The organism is Pseudoalteromonas sp. 10-33 (assembly GCF_001469195.1).
In the GTDB taxonomy this organism is placed as follows: Bacteria; Pseudomonadota; Gammaproteobacteria; order Enterobacterales; family Alteromonadaceae; genus Pseudoalteromonas.
Map to the genome: position 1 here is coordinate 197848 of NZ_LOFI01000027.1, position 21484 is coordinate 219331.

Annotated in this window: 19 protein-coding genes and 1 pseudogene; 10 read left to right on the forward strand and 10 right to left on the reverse strand. The window is 41.6% G+C overall.

What is annotated here, in order from left to right; translation table 11 throughout:
- The 4 genes and pseudogenes from ATS76_RS19460 to ATS76_RS17345 all read right to left on the reverse strand — a co-directional run.
- Positions 1-572, reverse strand: a pseudogene (locus ATS76_RS19460) (transposase); the annotation flags it as partial.
- Positions 535-906, reverse strand: coding sequence for an STAS/SEC14 domain-containing protein (locus ATS76_RS17335; RefSeq protein ID WP_058553079.1), 372 nt, complete (start codon positions 904-906; stop codon positions 535-537). The pseudogene ATS76_RS19460 and the gene ATS76_RS17335, both read right to left, overlap by 38 nt.
- A gap of 121 nt (positions 907-1027) precedes the next feature.
- Complete coding sequence (locus ATS76_RS17340) at positions 1028-1720, reverse strand: cupin domain-containing protein (RefSeq protein ID WP_058553080.1); 693 nt, start codon at positions 1718-1720, stop codon at positions 1028-1030.
- 49 nt (positions 1721-1769) lie between these two features.
- Positions 1770-2390: a glutathione S-transferase family protein gene (locus ATS76_RS17345; RefSeq protein ID WP_058553081.1), complete on the reverse strand. Its 621-nt coding sequence runs from the start codon at positions 2388-2390 to the stop codon at positions 1770-1772.
- A gap of 202 nt (positions 2391-2592) precedes the next feature.
- Here ATS76_RS17345 and ATS76_RS17350 point away from each other — a divergent pair, with 202 nt between their 5' ends.
- Positions 2593-3120 carry a TetR/AcrR family transcriptional regulator gene (locus ATS76_RS17350; protein WP_058404892.1) on the forward strand — a complete coding sequence of 176 codons (528 nt, stop codon included), beginning with the start codon at positions 2593-2595 and terminating at the stop codon, positions 3118-3120.
- 68 nt (positions 3121-3188) lie between these two features.
- Here the strand turns inward: ATS76_RS17350 and ATS76_RS17355 are convergent, their stop codons facing one another.
- The 5 genes from ATS76_RS17355 to ATS76_RS17375 form a co-directional block, all read right to left on the reverse strand.
- Entirely contained in the window at positions 3189-4655 is a 1467-nt protein-coding gene (locus tag ATS76_RS17355) for a carbon starvation CstA family protein (protein ID WP_058553082.1), read from the reverse strand.
- 301 nt (positions 4656-4956) lie between these two features.
- Positions 4957-5880 carry a carbohydrate kinase family protein gene (locus ATS76_RS17360; protein ID WP_058553083.1) on the reverse strand — a complete coding sequence of 308 codons (924 nt, stop codon included), beginning with the start codon at positions 5878-5880 and terminating at the stop codon, positions 4957-4959.
- Between the two features lie 2 nt (positions 5881-5882).
- Entirely contained in the window at positions 5883-7403 is a 1521-nt protein-coding gene (locus ATS76_RS17365) for a mannitol dehydrogenase family protein (RefSeq protein ID WP_058553084.1), read from the reverse strand.
- 39 nt (positions 7404-7442) lie between these two features.
- Positions 7443-8948, reverse strand: coding sequence for a purine-cytosine permease family protein (locus ATS76_RS17370; protein WP_235590945.1), 1506 nt, complete (start codon positions 8946-8948; stop codon positions 7443-7445).
- Between the two features lie 347 nt (positions 8949-9295).
- Positions 9296-9964 (reverse strand): HAD family hydrolase, encoded by a 669-nt coding sequence (locus ATS76_RS17375; protein ID WP_058553085.1) that lies wholly within the window; start codon positions 9962-9964, stop codon positions 9296-9298.
- A gap of 365 nt (positions 9965-10329) precedes the next feature.
- Here ATS76_RS17375 and ATS76_RS17385 point away from each other — a divergent pair, with 365 nt between their 5' ends.
- The 9 genes from ATS76_RS17385 to ATS76_RS17425 all read left to right on the forward strand — a co-directional run bounded on the left by ATS76_RS17385 (position 10330) and on the right by ATS76_RS17425 (position 20356).
- Positions 10330-11862, forward strand: a complete 1533-nt coding sequence (locus tag ATS76_RS17385; RefSeq protein WP_058553087.1) for a catalase — start codon at positions 10330-10332, stop codon at positions 11860-11862.
- A gap of 61 nt (positions 11863-11923) precedes the next feature.
- Entirely contained in the window at positions 11924-12418 is a 495-nt protein-coding gene (locus tag ATS76_RS17390) for an ankyrin repeat domain-containing protein (protein WP_058553088.1), read from the forward strand.
- A gap of 318 nt (positions 12419-12736) precedes the next feature.
- A complete protein-coding gene (locus ATS76_RS17395) occupies positions 12737-13390 on the forward strand; it encodes a TetR/AcrR family transcriptional regulator (RefSeq protein WP_058553089.1) in 654 nt (217 codons plus the stop codon).
- Between the two features lie 3 nt (positions 13391-13393).
- Positions 13394-13876 carry a putative 4-hydroxy-4-methyl-2-oxoglutarate aldolase gene (locus ATS76_RS17400; protein ID WP_058553090.1) on the forward strand — a complete coding sequence of 161 codons (483 nt, stop codon included), beginning with the start codon at positions 13394-13396 and terminating at the stop codon, positions 13874-13876.
- 335 nt (positions 13877-14211) lie between these two features.
- Positions 14212-15420, forward strand: a complete 1209-nt coding sequence (locus tag ATS76_RS17405) for an amidase family protein (RefSeq protein ID WP_058553091.1) — start codon at positions 14212-14214, stop codon at positions 15418-15420.
- The gene (locus ATS76_RS17410) at positions 15417-16985 is read left to right on the forward strand and encodes a gamma-glutamyltransferase family protein (RefSeq protein WP_058553092.1); all 1569 of its coding nucleotides are present in this window, start codon (positions 15417-15419) and stop codon (positions 16983-16985) included. Before ATS76_RS17405 ends, ATS76_RS17410 begins: the two co-directional genes overlap by 4 nt.
- Before the next feature lie 8 nt (positions 16986-16993).
- Positions 16994-17818, forward strand: a complete 825-nt coding sequence (locus ATS76_RS17415; protein WP_058553093.1) for a sulfite exporter TauE/SafE family protein — start codon at positions 16994-16996, stop codon at positions 17816-17818.
- Positions 17819-17821: 3 nt separating this feature from the next.
- Positions 17822-19051, forward strand: a complete 1230-nt coding sequence (locus ATS76_RS17420; protein ID WP_058553094.1) for a pyridoxal-phosphate-dependent aminotransferase family protein — start codon at positions 17822-17824, stop codon at positions 19049-19051.
- Between the two features lie 15 nt (positions 19052-19066).
- Positions 19067-20356, forward strand: a complete 1290-nt coding sequence (locus tag ATS76_RS17425) for an allantoate amidohydrolase (RefSeq protein ID WP_058553095.1) — start codon at positions 19067-19069, stop codon at positions 20354-20356.
- Between the two features lie 194 nt (positions 20357-20550).
- On the opposite strand, the gene ATS76_RS17430 is transcribed toward ATS76_RS17425, so the two are convergent.
- On the reverse strand, positions 20551-20952 hold the full coding sequence (locus tag ATS76_RS17430) for a hypothetical protein (protein ID WP_235590946.1): 402 nt from the start codon (positions 20950-20952) through the stop codon (positions 20551-20553).
- Positions 20953-21484: the final 532 nt, after the last annotated feature.

The window sequence follows — 21484 nt, forward strand, 5'->3', positions numbered from 1 at the left end:
GCATACCAATCCCAAGTCACGCATGATGCGGCGTACCTTAAAGATACCAATAGGTAAGCCAGCGTGGTTTAGCATCGCCACTAATGTGCGGCTACCAGCAGCTCCACGACTGAGTGAGAATAACTCACTAATCGTTGACCTAAGCTGCACCTCTTCAAGCTTAATTGATGCCACACGCTGCTTAAAATCATAATAACTAGAACGCGGAACATCAAACACGCTACAGACCATTTCTAAAGACTCATGCTCACTTAAATGGCCTATCAACGAATATTGTTCATCTCGTCTGACATTAAGAGAGCGGTAGCCTTTTTTAAAATTGTTTTTTCTCTTTCAAGTCGATTAATTCTAGCTTCAAGCTCCTGAATTTTAAGCTGTTCAGGAGTAAGAGCTTTAGAGTTTGGTGTTGTGCCACCACGCTCATCTTGTAATTGTTTAACCCAGCGACGAAGAGCTGTTTCACCGACTTCTAGTGAGCGAGCAGCTTCAGGGAATGAGTATCCTTCATCAAGGACTAATTTTGCTGAATCAAGTTTAAACTCTTGAGAAAAAGAGCGACGTTGTTTTGTCATAGAACACCTCAGCTTGAGTGGTAATAATACCACCTAAATTGGTGTCCGGTTTCATTGAATCACAACATATAGCTACTTTTTTAAATTCTTTAGAGTGTTTAACACCTAACTTTAAGTCATCCCAGGCTGCGCGTAGCTCCCAACCTTCAAGTTCACTACCGTCTATTAATGCATTCACCACTGGGTGCTTAACTTCGCCAAGAGCTGAGTTTATCATTGGGGTAATTATTTTGTAGTCGTCGTGAGTAAGCGTACCAACGGCTTTAAGTTTTAAAAAAAACTCTCTTCCTGCTCGTTCAAGACCAATAGATAAACCATGTGTTGTGTGTACCATTACTGCTCTCCTTAAATAGGCTGAGTGGTAAAAATACACCTTCTAAAATTAATTAGTCCTGAACTAAATCAATAAATAGTCTTGAACTAAATTAATAAATAATCTCAAATAAACGACTCAATTACGCATTTTGTACGCGAGATATCTGGTTTTCTACATCAGTTAAATGACCCGTTTTAAGCCATACTTTTGCACCATTACTTCCCGCTTTAACGTTAACGGAGCTATTAACAGGCACTCTTAACCAACTGTTTTTTACAAGGGTATCGGCTTGCTCATCAAATGAGCCTTCAAGTACTAGCAGCTCAGCTCCACCTTTTGCGCTTATAACCATGCAGGCGTTGGGCTTAAAGTGCAACAAGCTTACCTCTTCAAAGTCGTCTTTGTATAAAGGGGTTACGGCAACATTTTTAAAACTAGGATGCACCGTACTTTGCATCAAATTTGTTTGCAAACGCACGTGCGTTCGATCATCTGGTTGAAACTGCCATAACTTTACAAATATAACGCAGCCATTTTCAGACCCCGGCTTATGCTTTGATTGCGGTGGATTACGGATATAAGAACCTGCCGCAAAGTCACCATGCTCATCTTGAAATACCCCTTCAAGCACAACAAACTCTTCACCGCCTGTATGTACATGCGGCGAAAATTCACTCCCAGGTGCATAACGAACAATGGTCGTTGCGCGAGCAACTTCGTCGCCCACTCTATCGAGCGCTCGCCTATCAACGCCCGCCATTGGCGATGCAACCCACGGGAGTGATTCGCTATGTACCACAACTCGTTTACTAAAATCGGCAGCTATTTTCATATTTGGCTCCTAAGCGTAACTTCACTTAAATTTTAAACTAATAACCTAATTAAGCTGCAACACTTGGGCGTTTTGCTACTTTTTCTTGCCATGCAACTAAATGGGTTAACTCATTCGGGATTGCTATTTGTGCAAATCCAGCAAATACCATCCCAGCATACAATGTAATATCAGCAATACTAAACTGCTCGCCGCCAACAAACGCCGATTGCGCTAGTACATCATTAAAATAGCTAAACCCTTGGCGCGCCTTTTCACCTTGCTTTTCGCCCCACCCAACATTTTGATATGTCTCAAGTTCTGGGCCTAAACCATCAGTAGCATGATGAAAATACGTTGCAACGGCATCAAGTACCATAGACTCAGCTCGTTTTTGCATCATATTTATTACTGCGCGCTCTTTTGCCGTAATGCCCATTAATGATTGCCCTGTAAAAGCAGCATCAATATATTCAGTAATTGCCGTGCATTCAGATATAAATGTTCCGTCATCAAGCTCTAATACTGGTACACCTGCTAATGGATTTTTGGCTAAAAAAGCCTCTGTTCGGTGTTCACCATTCAGTAAATCTACTGGAATAAATTCAACATCAGCTGTCGCATTTTTCTCTGCCAGTGCAATACGAACGCGAAGCGGATTTGGGAAGTTCTCTACATCATAAATTTTCATTGTGTGACCTTTCTTAATTAACCTACCTACTGATAGGTATTTATATTCCTTAAACTAAAGTAAGTCAAACTTTAAAACAGCTATGTAGGCCAAAAATTTTTAAACGATTGAAAATTAATATTTTTATTTATATAAACATTAAGGCTTGATAATAACTATCTACTGGTCGATAATTTTAGTATCAAGAATAGGATGACGAAACATGAGCAAAAAAGAGGCCCTACTCAAAGCGGCAGAAAATAAAGTACGCCTTGGCGGATACAGCAATTTTAGCTTTAGAGAGCTTGCTAACGAAGTGGGTATAAAAAGCGCAAGTGTACATTACCACTTCCCTACCAAAGCTGATTTGGGCGCAGAACTTGCGCATCAATATACCGATGCGTTTCTGCTTTCATTAGGAGAACCCGCTGAGTTAAAAGCCCAAGGTAAAGATCCCATCGATTTTTACACATCGTTATTTAGGGGCGCGCTAGTAACCGATAAAAAAATGTGTTTATGTGGTTTACTTGGTGCCGAAAGCGACACCCTACCAGAAAAAGTACGTATAGAAGTAAAACGCTTTTTTACTAAAAATTTAACATGGCTAAGCGCTGCGCATTCAGTTAATGGTGACGAAAACCCACAAAAAGCCGCTATTCAAACAGTAAGTATGCTTGAAGGTGCAATGATGATAAGTAAAACTCTCGACGATCATAGCTACTTTGATTTAGCAACTCGAGACAGTAATTAACCACACGATTTAACGCATAAAAAAAGCGAGCTTATATAGCTCGCTTTTTAGTCTTACACGGAAATTATTTAAACTGCTGGGCTCGGTTTGTGCTTAGCATGCACTATAGCAAGTATAATTAGGCCAACGACCGCTACAACTGCACCAATAGGTTTACCTAAATCACTTGATAAATTAAAACCAATTGCAGCTGTTGTTATGTATGACAAAGTCACTGCCGTTGCAATTACCGCAGGAACACTGGCAATCCAATGAAATGTACCACGGTCAAACAAATACTTGGTCGCTAACCACAATACGCTAGTAGACAGCAGCATGTTTGAAAACGCAAAGTAACGCCAAATTAATGAGAAATCTAACTTCGTCATAAAATAAGCGATAGTCAAAATAGGGAGCGCGAGTAATAAACGATTGCGTATACTTTGCGGAATATTAAAGGCATCAACCACGGTTAAGCGCAATGAACGAAACGCGGTATCACCTGAAGTAATTGGGAAAACAGCAACCGCAATAATTGCCATAATACCGCCAAATACACCTAAGTAACTATTTGCAATGTGGTTTACAACTAAGCCTGGACCACCTTGGTCAAGCATTGCCTTTAAACCAGCATAACCTTCAGGGAACGCCGCAATACCAGCCAGCGCCCAAACACAACCGACAATACCTTCACACATCATGGCGCCATAATACACAGGGCGCACATATTTTTCGTTTGTTAAACAACGAGCAATAATAGGAGCTTGCGTTGAATGAAAACCACTAATTGCACCACAGGTAATAGTTATAAATAACAAGGGCCAAGTTGGTAAGCCGTCGGGGTTTGGGGTTAAAAAGTCATGCGCGTGGTCGGCTTCAAAATACGCCAAAAAGTCGCCAGCAACCGGTAAATGTGGCGCGTTAATGAGTAACGACACGGCAACAGCTACAGTCATCACAATCATCAACAAACCAAAAATGGGGTAAAAACGTGTAATTATTTTATCAATTGGTAACAACGTTGCTAAAAAGTAATAGGCTAAAATAGCCAATACCCAAAAAGTATTATTGGCTAAAAATGTACCTTCAAATAAATTTAAGTTACTAAGTAAACCAGCTGGGCTCATTATGAATACTACGCCAACAAAAAATAGCAGCATAGCGGTAAAAATGAGCATAAAGCCTTTAAATACAACATTGTAATAATGACCAGCTATTTCAGGTAAGCTTTTACCGTCTTCTTTTATACTCATTACACCTGAGAAAAAGTCATGTACTGCACCACCTAAAACATTACCTAGCACAATCCATACAAGCGCAACCGGGCCATATAAAGCGCCCAGTATAGGGCCAAAAATTGGACCCACACCCGCAATATTTAAAAATTGAATTAAAAAGGCTCGCACAGGGTGAATAGCCACGTAATCAACACCTTCGCTAAAGCGCTTTTGTGGTGTATCAACCGTTGAATCCATGCCTGCTTGTTTTTCTACAAATGGGCTATAAAACTTATATCCCAAAATTAATATGGTGAGGCAAATAAAAAAGATAATCATAAAGCACGTTTCTCTTTTGTATGTGTATTTAGGAGCGCAGTGTGAATCGCTCCGCATTATGTTGACTAATAACCTTGGAACAGTATCAAAGCTGTTTGTGACAAACAATTAGACGTTTAGCTAATGCCTTGGTCGTAATCGCTCATGACTTGTTCAATTTATAAAGTAATTTGAAAGCTCGTTTTTAAACCTCTCGAATGCAGCTATTTAAACGTTCACAATGTGTGTTTACCACACAAATTTTCGGCAAAAAAAAGCGGCTAAGCATATTGCTTAAGCCGCTTTCAACACACAATTATTTTTAAAGAGGACGCATAAATTCGTTAATTTGTTGATGAGTCAATGTAGGTGTAGCACCTGCACTTTCTGCAACCATAGCCCCTACCGCACAGGCAAAATCAACCGCATGCTGAGCACAATCGCTGCTACATAACTGATATATCAATGAACCTAAGAATGAATCCCCAGCGCCCACTGTGTCTACAACACTAATTAAATAGCCTGAGTTATAGTAATTCTCGCCTTTAATAGTGAGTAGCGCACCGTGGCTGCCTTTGGTTACACAAAGGTATTCGGTGTTAGTTTGCTCTGCAATGAACGCTAAGTTTTGCTCAAGTGAATGGAACTTACAGCCCATTGCTTTGGCAATCTCATAAAGCTCTTCATCGTTTAATTTAATGAAGTCGGCTTTATTCATTAAATCTACTAGCGTGTTTAATGTATAATGTGGTGCGCGTAAATTTACATCAAACACTTTAAAGTTAGCCACATCAACCAACTGGTTTAACGTAGCAAGAGAGGCTTCGCTTCGGCCAATTAAGCTGCCAAATACAAATACAAATACATCACTGGCTTTTACTTTGTCAATAAGGGTGTCAGTAAGCTCAATGTTATCCCACGCAGTGTCGGCTACTATTTCGTAACTGGCTGAACCGCTTTTATCGAGAGTAACTTGTACGGTGCTGGTTTTTTTGTCGTTATTAACGGCAATATAATCGCAACTAACGCCTTTTGCTTTAATTTCGCCAAGAAGCTCAGTACCTAATTCATCGTTGCCTACTGCGCTTATCATATCGGCTTTAATACCTAATGAGTTAATGCGCACACACATGTTTAATGGTGCGCCGCCTAAACGTTTACCTGTTGCAAAACAATCCCATAGCACTTCGCCAAAGCAACTTACGCTTACGTCTTTACCTTGTTTAGAATCAATTAAAATGCTCATTATTAGTTACCTTTAGGCTCAAGCACGTTTTTCATAATTGCTTTAATTTTGCTTGCTAGTGCGTATAACGCGTCTACATTGTTTTTGTAGTGAGACGTAAATGCGCTTTGCGTATTTAAATCGCCAAATAAGCTTGTTAGCGATAAAAACGCCAGCGAATCAGTAGCCTTTTTAGCAGCAGCTTCATGTAACTCGTTTTGCATTGCATCAATTACTTCAAGGGTATTGCCTTGCTCATCTGTTTCTTTGTCGCTGTAAAAACACCATGCAGCAATAACCAATGTAGCAAGTGATACATCTCGGCCTTGCGCTAGGTTTTCGTTAATAGTGGCAATTAAAAACTTAGGTAGCTTAGCTGCGCTTTCTGAACAAATACGCGATAAGCTGTCTTTAATGTTTGGATTAGCAAAGCGTTCTATAAGTGTGTCTTTGTACACTTCTAGGTCAATACTTTCTAGTTGCTCTAGGTTAGGCGTTACTTCTTTATCCATAAACGCACGTAGGTACTTTGCAAATAGAGGATCTGATACTGTTTCGTCAATTGTGCCATAGCCATGCACTGAGCCGAGTAAACCCAGTACAGAATGGCCAGCATTTAATAAACGAATTTTCATGGTTTCAAAAGGGGTTACATCTTTTACAAATTGAGCACCGGCGTTATTCCAATTTGGGCGCCCGTCACAAAATGAATCTTCAATTACCCACTGCGAAAACGACTCACAGGTAATTGGCCAAGCATCACTTACAACATATGTATCTGACACGTAGTCAATATCACTTTGTTTAGAAACAGGTGTAATGCGGTCTACCATTGCATTGGGAAACGAAACGTTTTCTTCAATCCATTCACTTAATGCTGCATCTTGCTCTGCTGTAAAAGCAAGTAACATTTTGCGCGTTACATTGCCATTGTGTTGAATGTTATCGCATGACTGTACAGTAAATGCTTTTAAACCCTGCTCTTTACGTAGCTTTAACGCAGCGGCTATATATCCAAATGCGGTAATAGGATCGTTCGGATTATTAATGTCGTTAATTATATCCGGGTTTTCATAATCAAACTCACCCGTTACTGGGTTAAAGTTGTAACCGCCTTCAGTAATGGTTAGCGACACAATTTTAGTATCGGGATGCGCCAATTTTTTTATAACTGCTTGTTTATTTTCTGGTGCGAACAAAAAGTCAATCATAGAGCCAATAACGGTATTGTCTATTTTCCCATTAGGGTGCCTTACCGTTAACGTATATAGGTAGTCTTGCTGCTTTAATACATCGCGAAGCCTACGGTTTGCTTCAAGCAGGCCTACACCGCAAATACCCCACTGCTCAGAACCTGGTGTTTTTAATAACTCATTAATATACATAGCTTGGTGAGCACGGTGAAAACCGCCAACACCAATATGAACTATGCCTGCTTTTACTTTACTACGGTCGTAATTGGGTGCATCTACATGGCTTGGCATGCATGCCAAACTTTGTTGGTTTAGCCCTTTAACAAGAGCGTCATTGTGATGTTGTGTCATGGTGCGGCCTTACTAAAACAAAATTAAAAAACAGGTAAATTACAATGCAGCATTAAGCGCTTTGTGGCGCTTTAACGACCAGTAGGCTGTAACAAAATAAATAACCGTACAAATAAAACACGCTATCTCAAACTGTGATTTATTTGCGCTGTATGTACTCATGGTGTCGCTAAAAAACATGACTTGGCTTGCAAATATACAAATAATGACAAGTGAAATAGTCGAAACCGTATTAAGTATTTTGGTAAAAAATGAGCTATCGATTACAGGCTTTGGAATATCTTTCGCCTGTGCCGCTTGGTACGCTTTTATGTCACTTTGCTCTTGCTCTTCAGCGGCAATGTGTTGTTTGTAATCTTCGCCAGCACCGTATTTTTTGGCTAACAGCGTGTAAATTACAATGGTGAAAAACCAAGTAGGTATAAACAAATAATAAAACGACATTACATCAATCGCATTTAAGCCAAAACCAAACACCAAGGCTAATGCCCAAGACGCTATAGCCGGTACGCTGCGAGTAATATTTTTATACTTAGCCCAATAACGGGTTAAACCAATTTTTGGAAACAATACATGCTCAGCAAATAAAATTGCCCCGACAGGCACAACTAACAAACCGGCATAAGTAAGCAGTGGCAACATTTGAGAAAATACAAACGGAAAGCATGCAATTATCACTGTGACAACTCCAACGATAGCGGTTGTGCGTTCACGAGAATGATTTACAAAAATAGATTGTGCAGCCAATCCTGCACGATAAAGATTGGCGTTAGCCGTAGTCCAACCAGCAATAATTACAATAACAAAACCAGTCCAGCCTAATGCGTGGTAGGCCACATCACCCGGATCAAGTGATGAAATAGTGGTTTTAAGGAGTACAGCAACACCTGCGCCCATAATGCCGGCCGAGATCCACGCCAAGTAATGACCAAAAAACATGCCTACGCCCGAGAACAAACCGTAGCTTTTGCGCTTAGCAAATCTAAAAATAGCCATATCTATTAAACCAAAGTGAGTAATAGAGTTTGCAGCCCACGCAAAACCAATAACTTCGAGTAAACCTATTCCTGGTTCTCCTTCGGCATTCGTGCCCGTCCATATAGAAGAGTCGCCAATGGTCATAAAGTCACTAAAGCTTGTTAATGTGGTTGACCCAATTACATGATTTGAAAGTTCAGGGAAAAGTGCAAACGAGCCCGCTATAAAAATAACAAATAGCCAAGGCGCACAAATTTTAGAAAAGTCGGCAACAGTAGAAAACCCATACATAGCCACAAATACAACAATAGAACCAACAGCTAAAACAATACCCACAAACGCTAAACTATTTGGATACCAATCTAACTGTGCGGGAATATCAAATAAAAATCGCACCGCCGTAGACGATACAGTAATCATTGCGGCCGATATAACGCTAAAAATAATGACGTTAGCCCAGTTGTAAAGCTTGGTCATTGAATTATCGGCAATCTTATTTAGATAATTATATAAACTTAAGCGCGTTTCTACTGCAATAGGTGCGGTAATTAGCCACCAAGAACACATAGCTAATAAATTACCAATTAATAAACCTAATAAAATGTCGATAGTAGATGCGCCCAGTGCAACAAACGTTGCTCTAATAACAAACTCTGTGGCTGCAACATGTTCGCCTGCATATAAGCCCGCAAAGTGCTTCCAACCATGAAGCTTATTATTAGCAACCGGAAGTTGCTCCTCGTTTACATCTTTAAATGTGTGTGTGTGGACTCGTTGCCATGGTACTTCCTATTTATAAACACAGTAAAACTTGCCAAATACAGTGTATTTGGTCGAGTGAGCAGCTAAGCACTCACACTGTTAATTTTTACAACTCAATTCGTGTCAGTGTGGGACAAATTGACGCTGTTTTTCTATACTTTTAGTGTTGGATACATTTCATAAAACATGTGCCAATGTTTTAGGTGATCAACATCTGGGTATGCCTTGTGCACAAAATTAATTGCACCTTGCATATGCCCTCCACCGCTGTAATGCAGTACTTGCATATTTGCAGCGACCGCAGCACTCACACCGGCTTTTGAATCTTCTATTACCAAACAATTAACTGGGTTAACGCCCATTTTTTTAGCGGCGTGTAAAAATAAATCCGGCGCAGGTTTTCCATTTTTTACTTCACTTGAAGTAAACACCTCGTCAAAATAATGGCTCAACTTAACAACATTTAACGCTTTCTCTGTTCGTGCTGGGCTGCTACTTGTTGCTATGCAGCTAGGTGTAGCTAAATTAGCCAATACCTCTTTAATGCCATTTGTGGGCATAAGGGCTGTTTCAAATTCATGTAAAAGTGCATTTCTATAATCAGCTTCAAATCGCTCTGGCAATTCAACATTAAATGCATCAGCTATCTTTTGAGTAACCGATTTAAAATTGCACCCTAAAAAATGTTCTTGTACATAAGCACGATCAATAAACACAGCTTTATCAACAAGCATATCGATGAGCACTTGCGCACTTAAAACTTCGCTGTCAATTACAACGCCATCACAGTCAAAAGTAACCAGTTCAATTTTAGGGTTCATTTTTCTACCTTATTGCATTTAGTTTTATGCAAACACAAGCCTGAGCATAAGCCCACCAAGCGGGCACATTCTCTTTATTATTATAATATGTCAACACGTTGTGAACTTAAAAGCTCGCTACATAGCTTAAATAATCAACACCTCAATAAAAAAAGCTGTTGATTTTCATTAGTTTTGATTTTAGCTGTTACGACTAAAATCGCATGCCGTATTCACAGCAAGTGTATTTACTGCAGATGCCAATCTACTTTTATGATTATTACAATCTAAACAATCAATTTTACCGAAATTAATTTTATCCATACACTCGTTAACAGTTAAACAGCCAGCAACACTGCCGGCACATTTAAATAACGAGGTCGACAATGAAAACACAAATAAACACAACAAAAACTAAATTAACCTTAAGCGCATTAGCACTCGCTATGGCATTACCTGCAAGCGCTGCGACGACACTTACTAAAGATAACGGCGCAGCTGTTGGCGATAACCAAAACTCAATTACCGCCGGTGAGCGCGGCAGTGTATTACTCGAAGACGTGCACCTAATTCAAAAATTACAACGTTTTGCACGTGAGCGTATTCCTGAACGTGTAGTCCATGCGCGCGGAACTGGCGCACATGGCGTTTTTGTAGCCTCAAAAGAACTAAGCGATTTAACAATTGCAGCTCCATTTACTGAAGCGGGTAAAGAGACAGAGGTATTTGTTAGGTTCTCGTCTGTGATCCACTCAAAAGGCAGCCCAGAAACACTCCGTGACCCACGTGGTTTTGCTACTAAGTTTTATACAGACCAAGGAAACTGGGATTTAGTGGGTAATAACCTGCCAGTATTTTTTATTCGTGATGCAATTAAATTCCCAGATATGGTTCACTCGTTAAAGCCATCGCCGGTTGATAACATTCAAGATCCTAATCGTTTATTTGAATTTTTTTCGTACGAGCCAGGCTCTACTCACATGTTAACCTGGGTATACAGCGACTACGGCACACCAGCAAGTCTACGTAAAATGGACGGCTGGGGAGTGCATGCTTATAAAATGATTAATAAATCAGGTGATGTAAAATACGTTAAGTTTCATTGGGTAAGCCAACAAGGAATCGACAACCTTGATGCAAAAGAAGTAACCGAAGTGCAAGGTAAAGACTTTCAACACCTAACACGCGACCTTTATGCAGAGATAAATAAAGGCAACTTCCCTAAGTGGGATCTGTACATTAAAACGCTTGACCCATCGCAACTAGGTGACTTTGACTACAACCCACTGGATGCAACAAAAATGTGGTTAGACATTAAAGAAACTAAAGTAGGCACAATGACCCTAAACCGTATGCCAACTAACTTTTTCCAATCTACAGAACAAGTTGCAATGGCGCCGGCAAATGTAATTCCAGGTATTGAGCCATCTGAAGATCGCCTATTACAAGGGCGAGTGTTTTCATACTCTGACACACAAATGTACCGCCTAGGTGCTAATCACCAGCAATTGCCAATTAACCGTGCAAAAGTTGATGTAGTTAACTACAACCAAGACGGCGCAATGAACTACGGCAATACAACAAGTAATGTGAACTACCAGCCAAGTCACGAAAACGTTGCAGAAAACCCAATTGCACGTAGAAGTAACACAGAGCTTAAAGGCTTTGTACAACAAGCCGCTATTAAAAAGCAGCAAAATTTTGCACAAGCTGGCGTACTTTACCGCGGCTTTAGCAAGCAAGAACGCACTAACTTAGTTAACAACTTAGCTGGCGACTTAGGCAAAGTGCAAAACAGCAGTGTTAAACACAAAATGCTCAGCCACTTTTACAAAGCTGATAGCGAGTACGGTACACGTTTAACTAAAGCCGTAAATGGCGATATTAAAATGGTTAAACAATTAGCCTCTAAACTTTAATAATTTTACCCAACCAAGAGGAAGGATAGACTCTCCTTCCTTTTTTTAAAAGGTAAACCGTATGCGTAAATTCCTTATTATATTTACTTTAGTAATGAGCTTTTTAAGCCTTGGTAATGAACAGCAAAATAATGTGAATGAGCCAACAGCCGCACAAGCACAATACGACAGCTTACTTGCTTATTACTTTGCTGCCGCACGTACTGACGACACAGCCGTAATAACGCAGTTTGTTGATGCTGGCATTCCTATTAATAGTTACAACAACAAAGGTTACACCGCGCTAATGATTGCCACCTACCATGGCAATAAAAATACGGTTAACACGCTTTTGCAGTTAGGTGCTAATGCCTGCCTTGAAGATAACCGCGGTAATACGGCCCTAATGGCTGCAATATTTAGAGGCGAATTTAGTATCGCTAAAACGCTTGTTAGCCTTGATTGCGATAACGCCCATCAAAACAAAGCCGGTCAAACAGCCGAGCAATTTGCACAAAAATTTGGCCAACAAAAAGTGCTCGACTTGTTAGCGCAGGTAAATAATAAAAAGAACTAACTAAAATCTGTTGAACCGTGCGGATAAAAACGTGTACAGATTGGGCGTTATTTAATTACAGCGCGAGATTTGTAACCGAGTGGGCTAAGTAAAAACCGAGCAACAAAGCTGCCTAACATGGCGTGAATTAATCATTGCTCATTTAAACTAAATATAGTCAAAACAGCTGAATCCAATGAAGTCCAAAATAAATTAGTAAACGTCATTAGCCGAAGCATTAGCTAATATGTGTATTTAAGTGTTGAAGCTACTTTAGTAATTGACCTTTCGGTCAGTAAAGCTACAATCAATCAACACGTTAAACTCGCATAATCAATAATGACCACACAAACAAAACCAAATAAAAAAGAAGTCACTCGGGAAAAAAACCAACTGCTTATTTTAAATGCTGCCGAGCAATTGTTTTCTCTTAATGGGTATGACGGTGCAAGCATGAGTATGGTTGCAAAAGAAGCGAACGTGCCTAAAGCTAACATACTGTATTACTTTAAAAGCAAGGACGGCCTTTACGAAGCCGTGATAGACCGAATAATAGCAAACTGGAACTTAGGCCTTGATAACGTCACCGCTGAAGACGATCCTGCTGCAGTGCTTTATAACTACATAAAAAGTAAAGTAATACTTGCTGTAAACCAACCTCTCCAATCTCGTTTATTTGCCAATGAAATTTTACGGGGCGCACCGTATTTACAAAACTACTTTAGAACGAATACCCGCCCTTGGGTTAAGCAAAAAATTGATGTGTTTCAGTCCTGGATGGACGCAAAAAAAATAGACCAAGTAGACCCTCATCACCTTTTATTTACTATTTGGTCAACAACACAATACTACGCTGACTTTCAGGCAGAAGTACTTTTGGTAATGAATAAACTTGAATATGACGAAACCGACATGGCACAAATAACACAATCAATTGCCCACATAATTTTAAAAGGTATTGGCTTAAAAATACCCGTTCAAAATGAGAGCTAACACATGCAAAACTTTACAACCCCCGACCTATTCGACGATCACCGCAACTCGGTTCAAGTAGCAGATAGTGGCTTGCATCACTTTGGTAACAAAACCACCTTTAGTGGCCAAGCAGTGACCGTTACCTGCCCAGAAGACAATTCGTTTGCCGCCGATATTTTACATAAAGATGGCAAAGGTAAAGTGTTAGTGATCGACGGTTTTTCGAGCAAACGCTTTGCTTTTATTGGCGATATTATGGCCGAACGCGCGCTACAAAATGGCTGGGAAGGTGTTGTAATAAATGGTTGTTGCCGCGATATAGAAATACTTGCAACAATGGATTTACCGGTAATGGCCCTTGGTTCAACTCCTCGCAGCACACTTAAGCGCGGTTTTGGCGATCAAGACCAAGTCATTAATATGCTAGGTACCGCAATAGCGCCAAACGATTGGTTGTACGCCGACGTTAACGGCCTAATAATTAGTAAAACCCCCCTTATTTAATAAGTTTATGTAAATAACAACCAACTTGGTGCAGCAGTGCACCAAGTTGGTTTTTTTTACGCTTAAAAACCCCACTTTTAAACGTTAAAATTTCAAATACCCCTCTGCAACGCACAAAAACCTGACCAATCGGACAAGAAATAAGTTTTGGCATCTGTTTTGCTTATACTAAGTTTGCTAAAACCAAAGCCACCAATTAAAAGTTGCATTAATGCTGTGTAAATAAAAATAATATATTACGCAATAAACTGAAAAAATAACGACAACAGTCTTTTTTAATCAATTTAAAATTAGTAAATAACCATTTGGTCAGTTTAATTTCGATGGGTTACAAAATGAACACGCAATCAAAAACTAAAAACACAGGCATATTTTGTGACCATGGACCGAGTAATTGGCAATCAAGTCAAACAGGCACACTAAATACTAAGCGCCTTGCCGTAAAAGATGTATTTGCCGTTAAAGAGCATAAAAACAGTGCCGGTAATCCTCGCTGGTTTAAAACACATCCACCAGCTAAACAAACCGCAAGTAGCGTAAACAAATTAATGGATGCAGGTTGTATTTTTACAGGCTTTACCCACACCGACGAACTTGCTTACAGCTTAGAAGGTAATAATATTCATTATGGCGCAGCACAAAACCCTAAATTAAAAGGGCACGCGTGTGGGGGTTCAAGTATGGGCTCAGCCGCCGCGGTAGCCGGCAATTTAGCTGACATTGGGTTGGGCACCGATACCGGCGGCTCTATTAGAATACCCGCAAGTTACTGCGGCTTATTTGGCATTAGGCCAAGCCATAACGTAATTGAAAAAGACGGCCTAATCCCGCTAGCACCGCCTTTTGATACCATTGGTTGGCTTACCCAAAACGCAGAACTATTAGAAAAAGTAGGCGACGTATTGCTACCAAATCAAACGGTGAGTAGCGTAAATACCTTGGTGATTTGCGAGCCGTTATTTGAGCTAGTAAGCCCAGACTTGCAAGCACCTATTAAGCAACTACTAGAAAAAACCAAACCTTATTTTAAACACCACAAAGAATTTGCGCTGCCAAAAAGCAGCATTTTAAGCGAACTTGCCGATAGCTTTAGAATACTGCAAGGTCGTGCTATAGCTAAAGCGCATAAAGATTGGCTTCAATTGCCAGGGCACCCTCCCCAGTTTGCTCCGGCAATTGCTGCCCGTTTTAAAATGGCACTGGCACTCACTGCCCAAGAAGAACAAGAAGCAATTACTATACAAACCCAGTGGCAAACATTAATCGCTAAGAACTTAAACTCAAACAGCTGCTTATTTTTGCCAACCACGCCAACAACCGCACCTAAATTGGGCGCCGACACAAGCGCGCTGCGCATGCAAATTATAACTTTATCTGCTATTGCGGGCTTAAGCCGCTCGGCGCAAGTTCACTTACCATTGGCTAATTTAGATAATGGCCACCCTTATGGGTTTTCACTCATGATGAGCCATAACAACGATAAAAGCCTACTTGCCTGCACAACACAATTAGCTGCATATTTTAAACAGGAAACTCTCACATGAACGCACACAACATTGCATTTACTGCCCCGCACTTTGCTGCAACAGAGGCAGGCACACTAATATTAAAACAAGGCGGCACAGCCGTTGAGGCCATGGTAGCAGCAGCCGCTGCTATTAGCGTGGTTTACCCTCATATGAACTCAATTGGTGGCGACAGCTTCTGGCTTATTGATAACCCAAATAAAAATACCCCCACAGCAATTGATGCCTGCGGGCGCGCACCTAAAAACGTAGATGCCTATAAAAATGCCAACCAAATGCCTGAACGCGGCGGTTTAAGTGCGCTTACTCAAGCAGCTACGCTCCGCGGCTGGCAGAAAGCCCTTGAGGTAGATGAACACGCAGCCCTGCCATTAAGTACCATTTTAGCCCCCGCTATTAAGCTTGCCCGCAATGGATTTACTGTTACCAAAAGCCTTCAAGCAGGTTGCGAAAAACTCGCTACGGTTACCAATACCAACGATGCCTTTAAAGCGCTATACATTCCCAACGGTAAACCGTTACAAGCAGGGCAACATTTTAAAAACCCAAAACTTGCCAATACCTTTGAACATTTGGCAAAACATGGCTTAAATGCGTTTTATCAAGGGCCTTTAGCTGACTCATTTGCGGCAGATTTAGCAAGCGCAGGTAGCATTATTACTCCAGCCGACATTGCCAATACACAAGCCGATGTAGTTGCCCCACTGAGCGCTAATTTGTCGGGTATCAATTGCTATAACCTACCGGCACCTACACAAGGTGTGCATTCGCTGCAAATAATTGGCGCGGTCAATAAGTTAAAACACAACGCCAACACCGAAGCCGATTGGACCCACTTAATTGTAGAGGCAACCAAACAAAGCTTCACTCACCGCCCTACACTTTGGGCTGACCCAGAAGCACTCGGCGATGATTACAAAAATGCACTAACCGATGATCGCCTAAACGAGCTTGCCAACAATATTGATATGAACCAAGCCAAAAACTGGCCGTTCAATACTGAGCCCGGCGATACCGTTTGGATGGCAGCACGCGATAAAAACGGCCAATTGGTGAGCTTTATTCAAAGTATTTATTGGGAGTTTGGCAGCGGAATACTCATGAGCGAAGGTGGCTTTGTATGGAATAACCGTGGGCTAAGCTTTAGCTTAAACAACCAAGATACCAATGCGCTAGCACCTAACAAACGCCCCGCACATACACTTAATCCAGCGATGGCAAAGTTTGAAGATGGCAGACGCCTTGCCTACGGCACCATGGGCGGTGAAGGCCAACCTCAAACTCAAGCCGCTGTATTTGCAGGCTACGCGTGGCGTAATAAATCGATTAATCAAGCGGTGAGCGACCCGCGCTGGTTACTTGGCCGCACATGGGGCGATACAAGCACTAACTTAAAAATAGAGCACAGCCTCGCTTTGCAAATACAAGATGAGTTAAATCAACGCGGCCACGATTGGGTAAGCGTTGAAAACAACAACGAAATGATGGGCCATGCAGGTGCAATTTTAGATACACCCACAACCCTTGAAGCTGCAACGGACCCTCGCTCTGATGGCCGTGCAACTGTTTCATCAACGCAGTAGGAACACACATGACAGAAATAATAAATCAATGGCCAATTATTGCGGCCTTAATAGCAACCGGCATTTTTGCAGGTATTTTAGCAGGCCTATTTGGTGTTGGCGGCGGTATAGTCATTGTGCCTGTGCTGTACTTTTTATTGCAAGGTTTTGGCGTAAGCCCAGAGTCGGCCATGATGATAGCAACGGCTACTTCGCTTGCCACCATAGTGCCTACTTCTATTTCGTCTATTCGCTCGCATCATGCAAAGGGCAACATTGACCTTGCTTTAATTAAATACTGGGCGCCGTTTATTTTAGTTATGGCCGTTGTAGGCAGCTACTTAGCGCACTCAATACGCGGTAATGCACTGGTACTTATGTTTGCTTGTATTGCTATTTTAGTTAGCCTTAACATGTTATTTAGAGCCGGCGCCCCTGCCCTTGTAAATCAATTACCGGGTAAATTTGGCCAAGGCATAATGGCAAGTATTGTCGGTGGCTTATCGGTCATGATCGGCATAGGCGGCGGCACAATTGGTGTGCCCATGCTTAACGCATTTAACGTACGTGCCCATGTTGCCGTAGGCACTGCAGCCGTATTTGGCTTATTGATTGCGCTACCGGGCGTAATTACCTTATTAAGTATTGGCACCACGCCAACCGATGCTCCCCTAGGTACGTGGGGGTTAGTTAACCTCCCTGCCTTTTTTCTTATTATTCCGCTGACTATTCTCTTTGCGCCTATTGGCGTAAAAATTGGTAGCAAGCTGGATCAAAAACAATTAAAACGCGCTTTTGCCGTTGTCTTAATGATAACGGGTATTCGCATGCTTATTCAGACTCTGGGAGCCTAAAACATGTTTAGCAACACGCAAATTCAAACCTTAAATCCGCCGCAGCGTTTACTTATGGGGCCTGGGCCAATTAACGCAGATCCACGCGTATTGCGTGCTATGTCGGCGCAGCTAATTGGCCAATACGACCCCGTAATGACCGGTTTTATGAACGAAACCATGGCCCGCTACCGCGAAATATTTAAAACCAAAAATGAATGGACCCTGTTAGTTGACGGTACATCACGCGCAGGAATAGAAGCCGTTTTATGCTCTATTTTACGCCCAGGCGATAAAGTCCTTGTGCCAATTATGGGCCGCTTTGGTCACTTGCTTGCTGAAATAGCCGAGCGCGTTGGCGCTAAAGTGCACACCATAGAAGTACCCTGGGGCGAAGTATTTACCCCAGAGCAAATAGAAAAAGCCATAGTTGATGTAAAACCCCATGTACTTGCCATGGTACAAGGCGATACTTCAACAACCATGAACCAACCGCTTGAATACATTGGTGATATTTGCCAAAAGCACGATGTATTATTTTACTGCGATGCCACCGCTTCAATTGTAGGTAACGATTTACCTGCCGATGAGTGGAAACTCGATGCCCTTTCGGTGGGTTTACAAAAATGTTTAGGTGGGCCCTCTGGCTCTGCGCCATTAACACTGAGCGACAAATGCGCCGATTGGATCCAAAAACGTAAAAAAGTAGAAGCGGGTATTCGTACCGCAGAGCATACCGACGGCACCGAGCCATTTGTACGCTCTAACTACTTTGATTTAGGCATGATCATGAATTACTGGGGCGAAGAGCGCCTTAACCATCATACCGAAGCCACCAGCATGCTGTATTGCGCATCAGAATGTGCCCGCATTGTTATTGAAGAAGGCGTAGATAACTGCGTTGCCCGCCACAAATTACACGGCGATGCCATGCTAACGGGTATTCAAGCGCTGGGCTTAAACGTATTTGGCGACATAAGTAATAAAATGAACAACGTAGTGGGTGTGTATATTCCCGAAGGTATTAACGCCGATCACGTACGCACTCAAATGTTAACCGACTTTGGTATTGAAATTGGCACCTCGTTTGGGCCACTGCATGGCAAAATTTGGCGTATTGGTACCATGGGTTACAACGCCCGTAAAGATGCCGTACTACAAACATTGGCAAGCCTAGATGCCTGCTTGCATGCCAATGGTTACAAAGGCCCTAAAGGCGAAGCCGCTATGGCCGCCCTTGCCCATTATAAATAATAAAAAGGATTTAGCATGACGACTGCAAGCCCACTCCATGAGCCATTATTAAACAGCGAGCTGACTAATAAATTTGCCTCGCGCGCGTTATTGCGCTGTAAAACACTCAGTAGCCTATCGCAAATGCAAGGTGGCATTCACCGCGTGTACTTATCAAAAGAACACAAAGAGTGTAACGCTGTTACTGCATCGTGGATGGCTGAGGCGGGCATGCAATCGTGGCAAGACGAAGTTGGTAATGTATGGGGCAGGCTAAAATCATCAAACCCAAATGCTAAACGCTTAATTATAGGCTCACACCTAGACACCGTACCAAACGCAGGCGCATTTGATGGCATTTTAGGTGTATTACTCGGTATTGAAATAGCCGCCCTTGCGCATACACTTAAGCTTGATTTACCGTTTCATTTAGATGTAGTGGGCTTTTGTGATGAAGAAGGCACCCGCTTTGCCACCACATTAATTGGCTCAAAAGCACTGGCAAACGAATTTGACCCGCAGTGGTTAAATATAGAAGATACAAACGGCATTACTATGCGCCAAGCCATGCTGGATTTTGGCCTAAACCCAAATGATTACGCAAAAGCAGCGCTTAATAAAAACGAGTTACTTGGTTACTGGGAAACTCACATAGAGCAAGGCCCCGTGCTTGAGTCGGTAAATCAGGCGTTAGGCATTGTCACTGCCATTGCAGGAGCAAAGCGCGCTATGATCACCCTAACAGGTCAAAGCGGCCACGCGGGTACCACACCTATGAATTTACGTCAGGATTCGTTAGCAGGCTGCGCCGAACTGACGCTTGCCATAGAGCAACTAGCAAAAAATGCGAGTAATGGCGAAGTAGCCACCGTTGGGCAAATTCAAGCTCGCCCAGGCGCTACCAATGTTATTGCTGGTAAAACCACCATTAGCCTAGATGCACGCGCTCAAAACGATGACGACCTAGCCATATTACTTAGTGCAATTCGCACACGCGCAGATCAAATTGCAACATCGCGTAATTTAACGCTCGACTGGCAATGGACACATGCGGCCGACGCCGTAGCGTGCGACACTCAAATTCAGCATTTATTTACTAGTGCATGCAAACTTAATAACCAAGCCTCACCTTCGCTTGCCTCAGGCGCAGGGCACGATGCAATGGCCATAGCCCCTATTTGCCCTGTTGGAATGCTCTTTATACGCAGCCCTGGCGGCATAAGCCATCACCCAGCAGAAGCCGTTATCGACAGCGATGTAACAAAAGCTCTATGTGTGATGTACAGCGCGCTTGTGCTTTTTACTCAAACGTTACAAAAAGAGTGAACTAATAAATAATGCAGAGGTTAAATGTAAGTATTGTTCTATTTAACGATTAACTTTGTGAGGTTTTACTCGCATACCAGCAAGGTGAGTTAAAGCAGTTATAGGAACTAAAGTACCTGCTTTTGTATATTAAACTTTAATGTTACTGCATATTTAAACGGCGTATTTACGGCATCACCCTCTTTTGCTATTTGTCATGTTGCATTCACATCCAACTTTATTTTATAACGTAATTTAATACCAAGTAGAGTCCCTAATAAAACAGCGATTACATGCAGCAAAGCTGAAATTAAATACATTAAAGGCTCTATTTGTATTTCTAATAATATATAGAGTAAAACACCGACACTTAAGTTAATAAACCAATAAACCGCCGCAACTAAACCAGCTTGTTTATAGGGGCTCACTGTTTGCCTATATCCTAGATATAAATAAACGATTAAAGAGGCTACAAAAGCGAGGACGTAATGAGTATAAATGTATGATCTGCTCTGAATCATCTCATCAAAGCCAACAATCTTTGTTGCTATTGTTGATAAAGCAACTAGTAATAGATACAAGCCGACTGAAAAGAGTAAAACCCTAGAGTATTTCACGATAATCCTTTAGCAATACAACGAGGCTGTAGAATAACTCCTATAGCCGAATTATATTAAAAGAAGTAATTCTACAATCTCAACGCCCCACTAAGAGGCAAATAATAGTTGGTTATAATAGAGAGCGAAGCGAACAAAACCAACTGTTATTTGTCCTGCTTGAGTGGCTTATAGTTCGACCAAGCCACTTAATTTAAAAGTAACTGACTATTATATTAAGTGGAATATGCTTCTGTTGGTTACGAATATTGAATGACAAACATCCAATGTTTTTAACAAGACGTTCGAGCCAACAGAGCACCTCGATTTCAAAACGCATACTCAGGGATTGCCGACCAAGACTATCTATAAGACCTGCGAGAAACGAGATTTAAGCACATTCCGTCCTTAACTTTAACCGTAGGCGCTATAAAATGAAAGCATATAACGTTGATAATTTTGCTGCACTCATTGGCATTGATTGGGCCGATAAAAAACATGATATTTGTGAGCATCCAACAAGCACTAATAAATATCATTACACCGTAGTTAA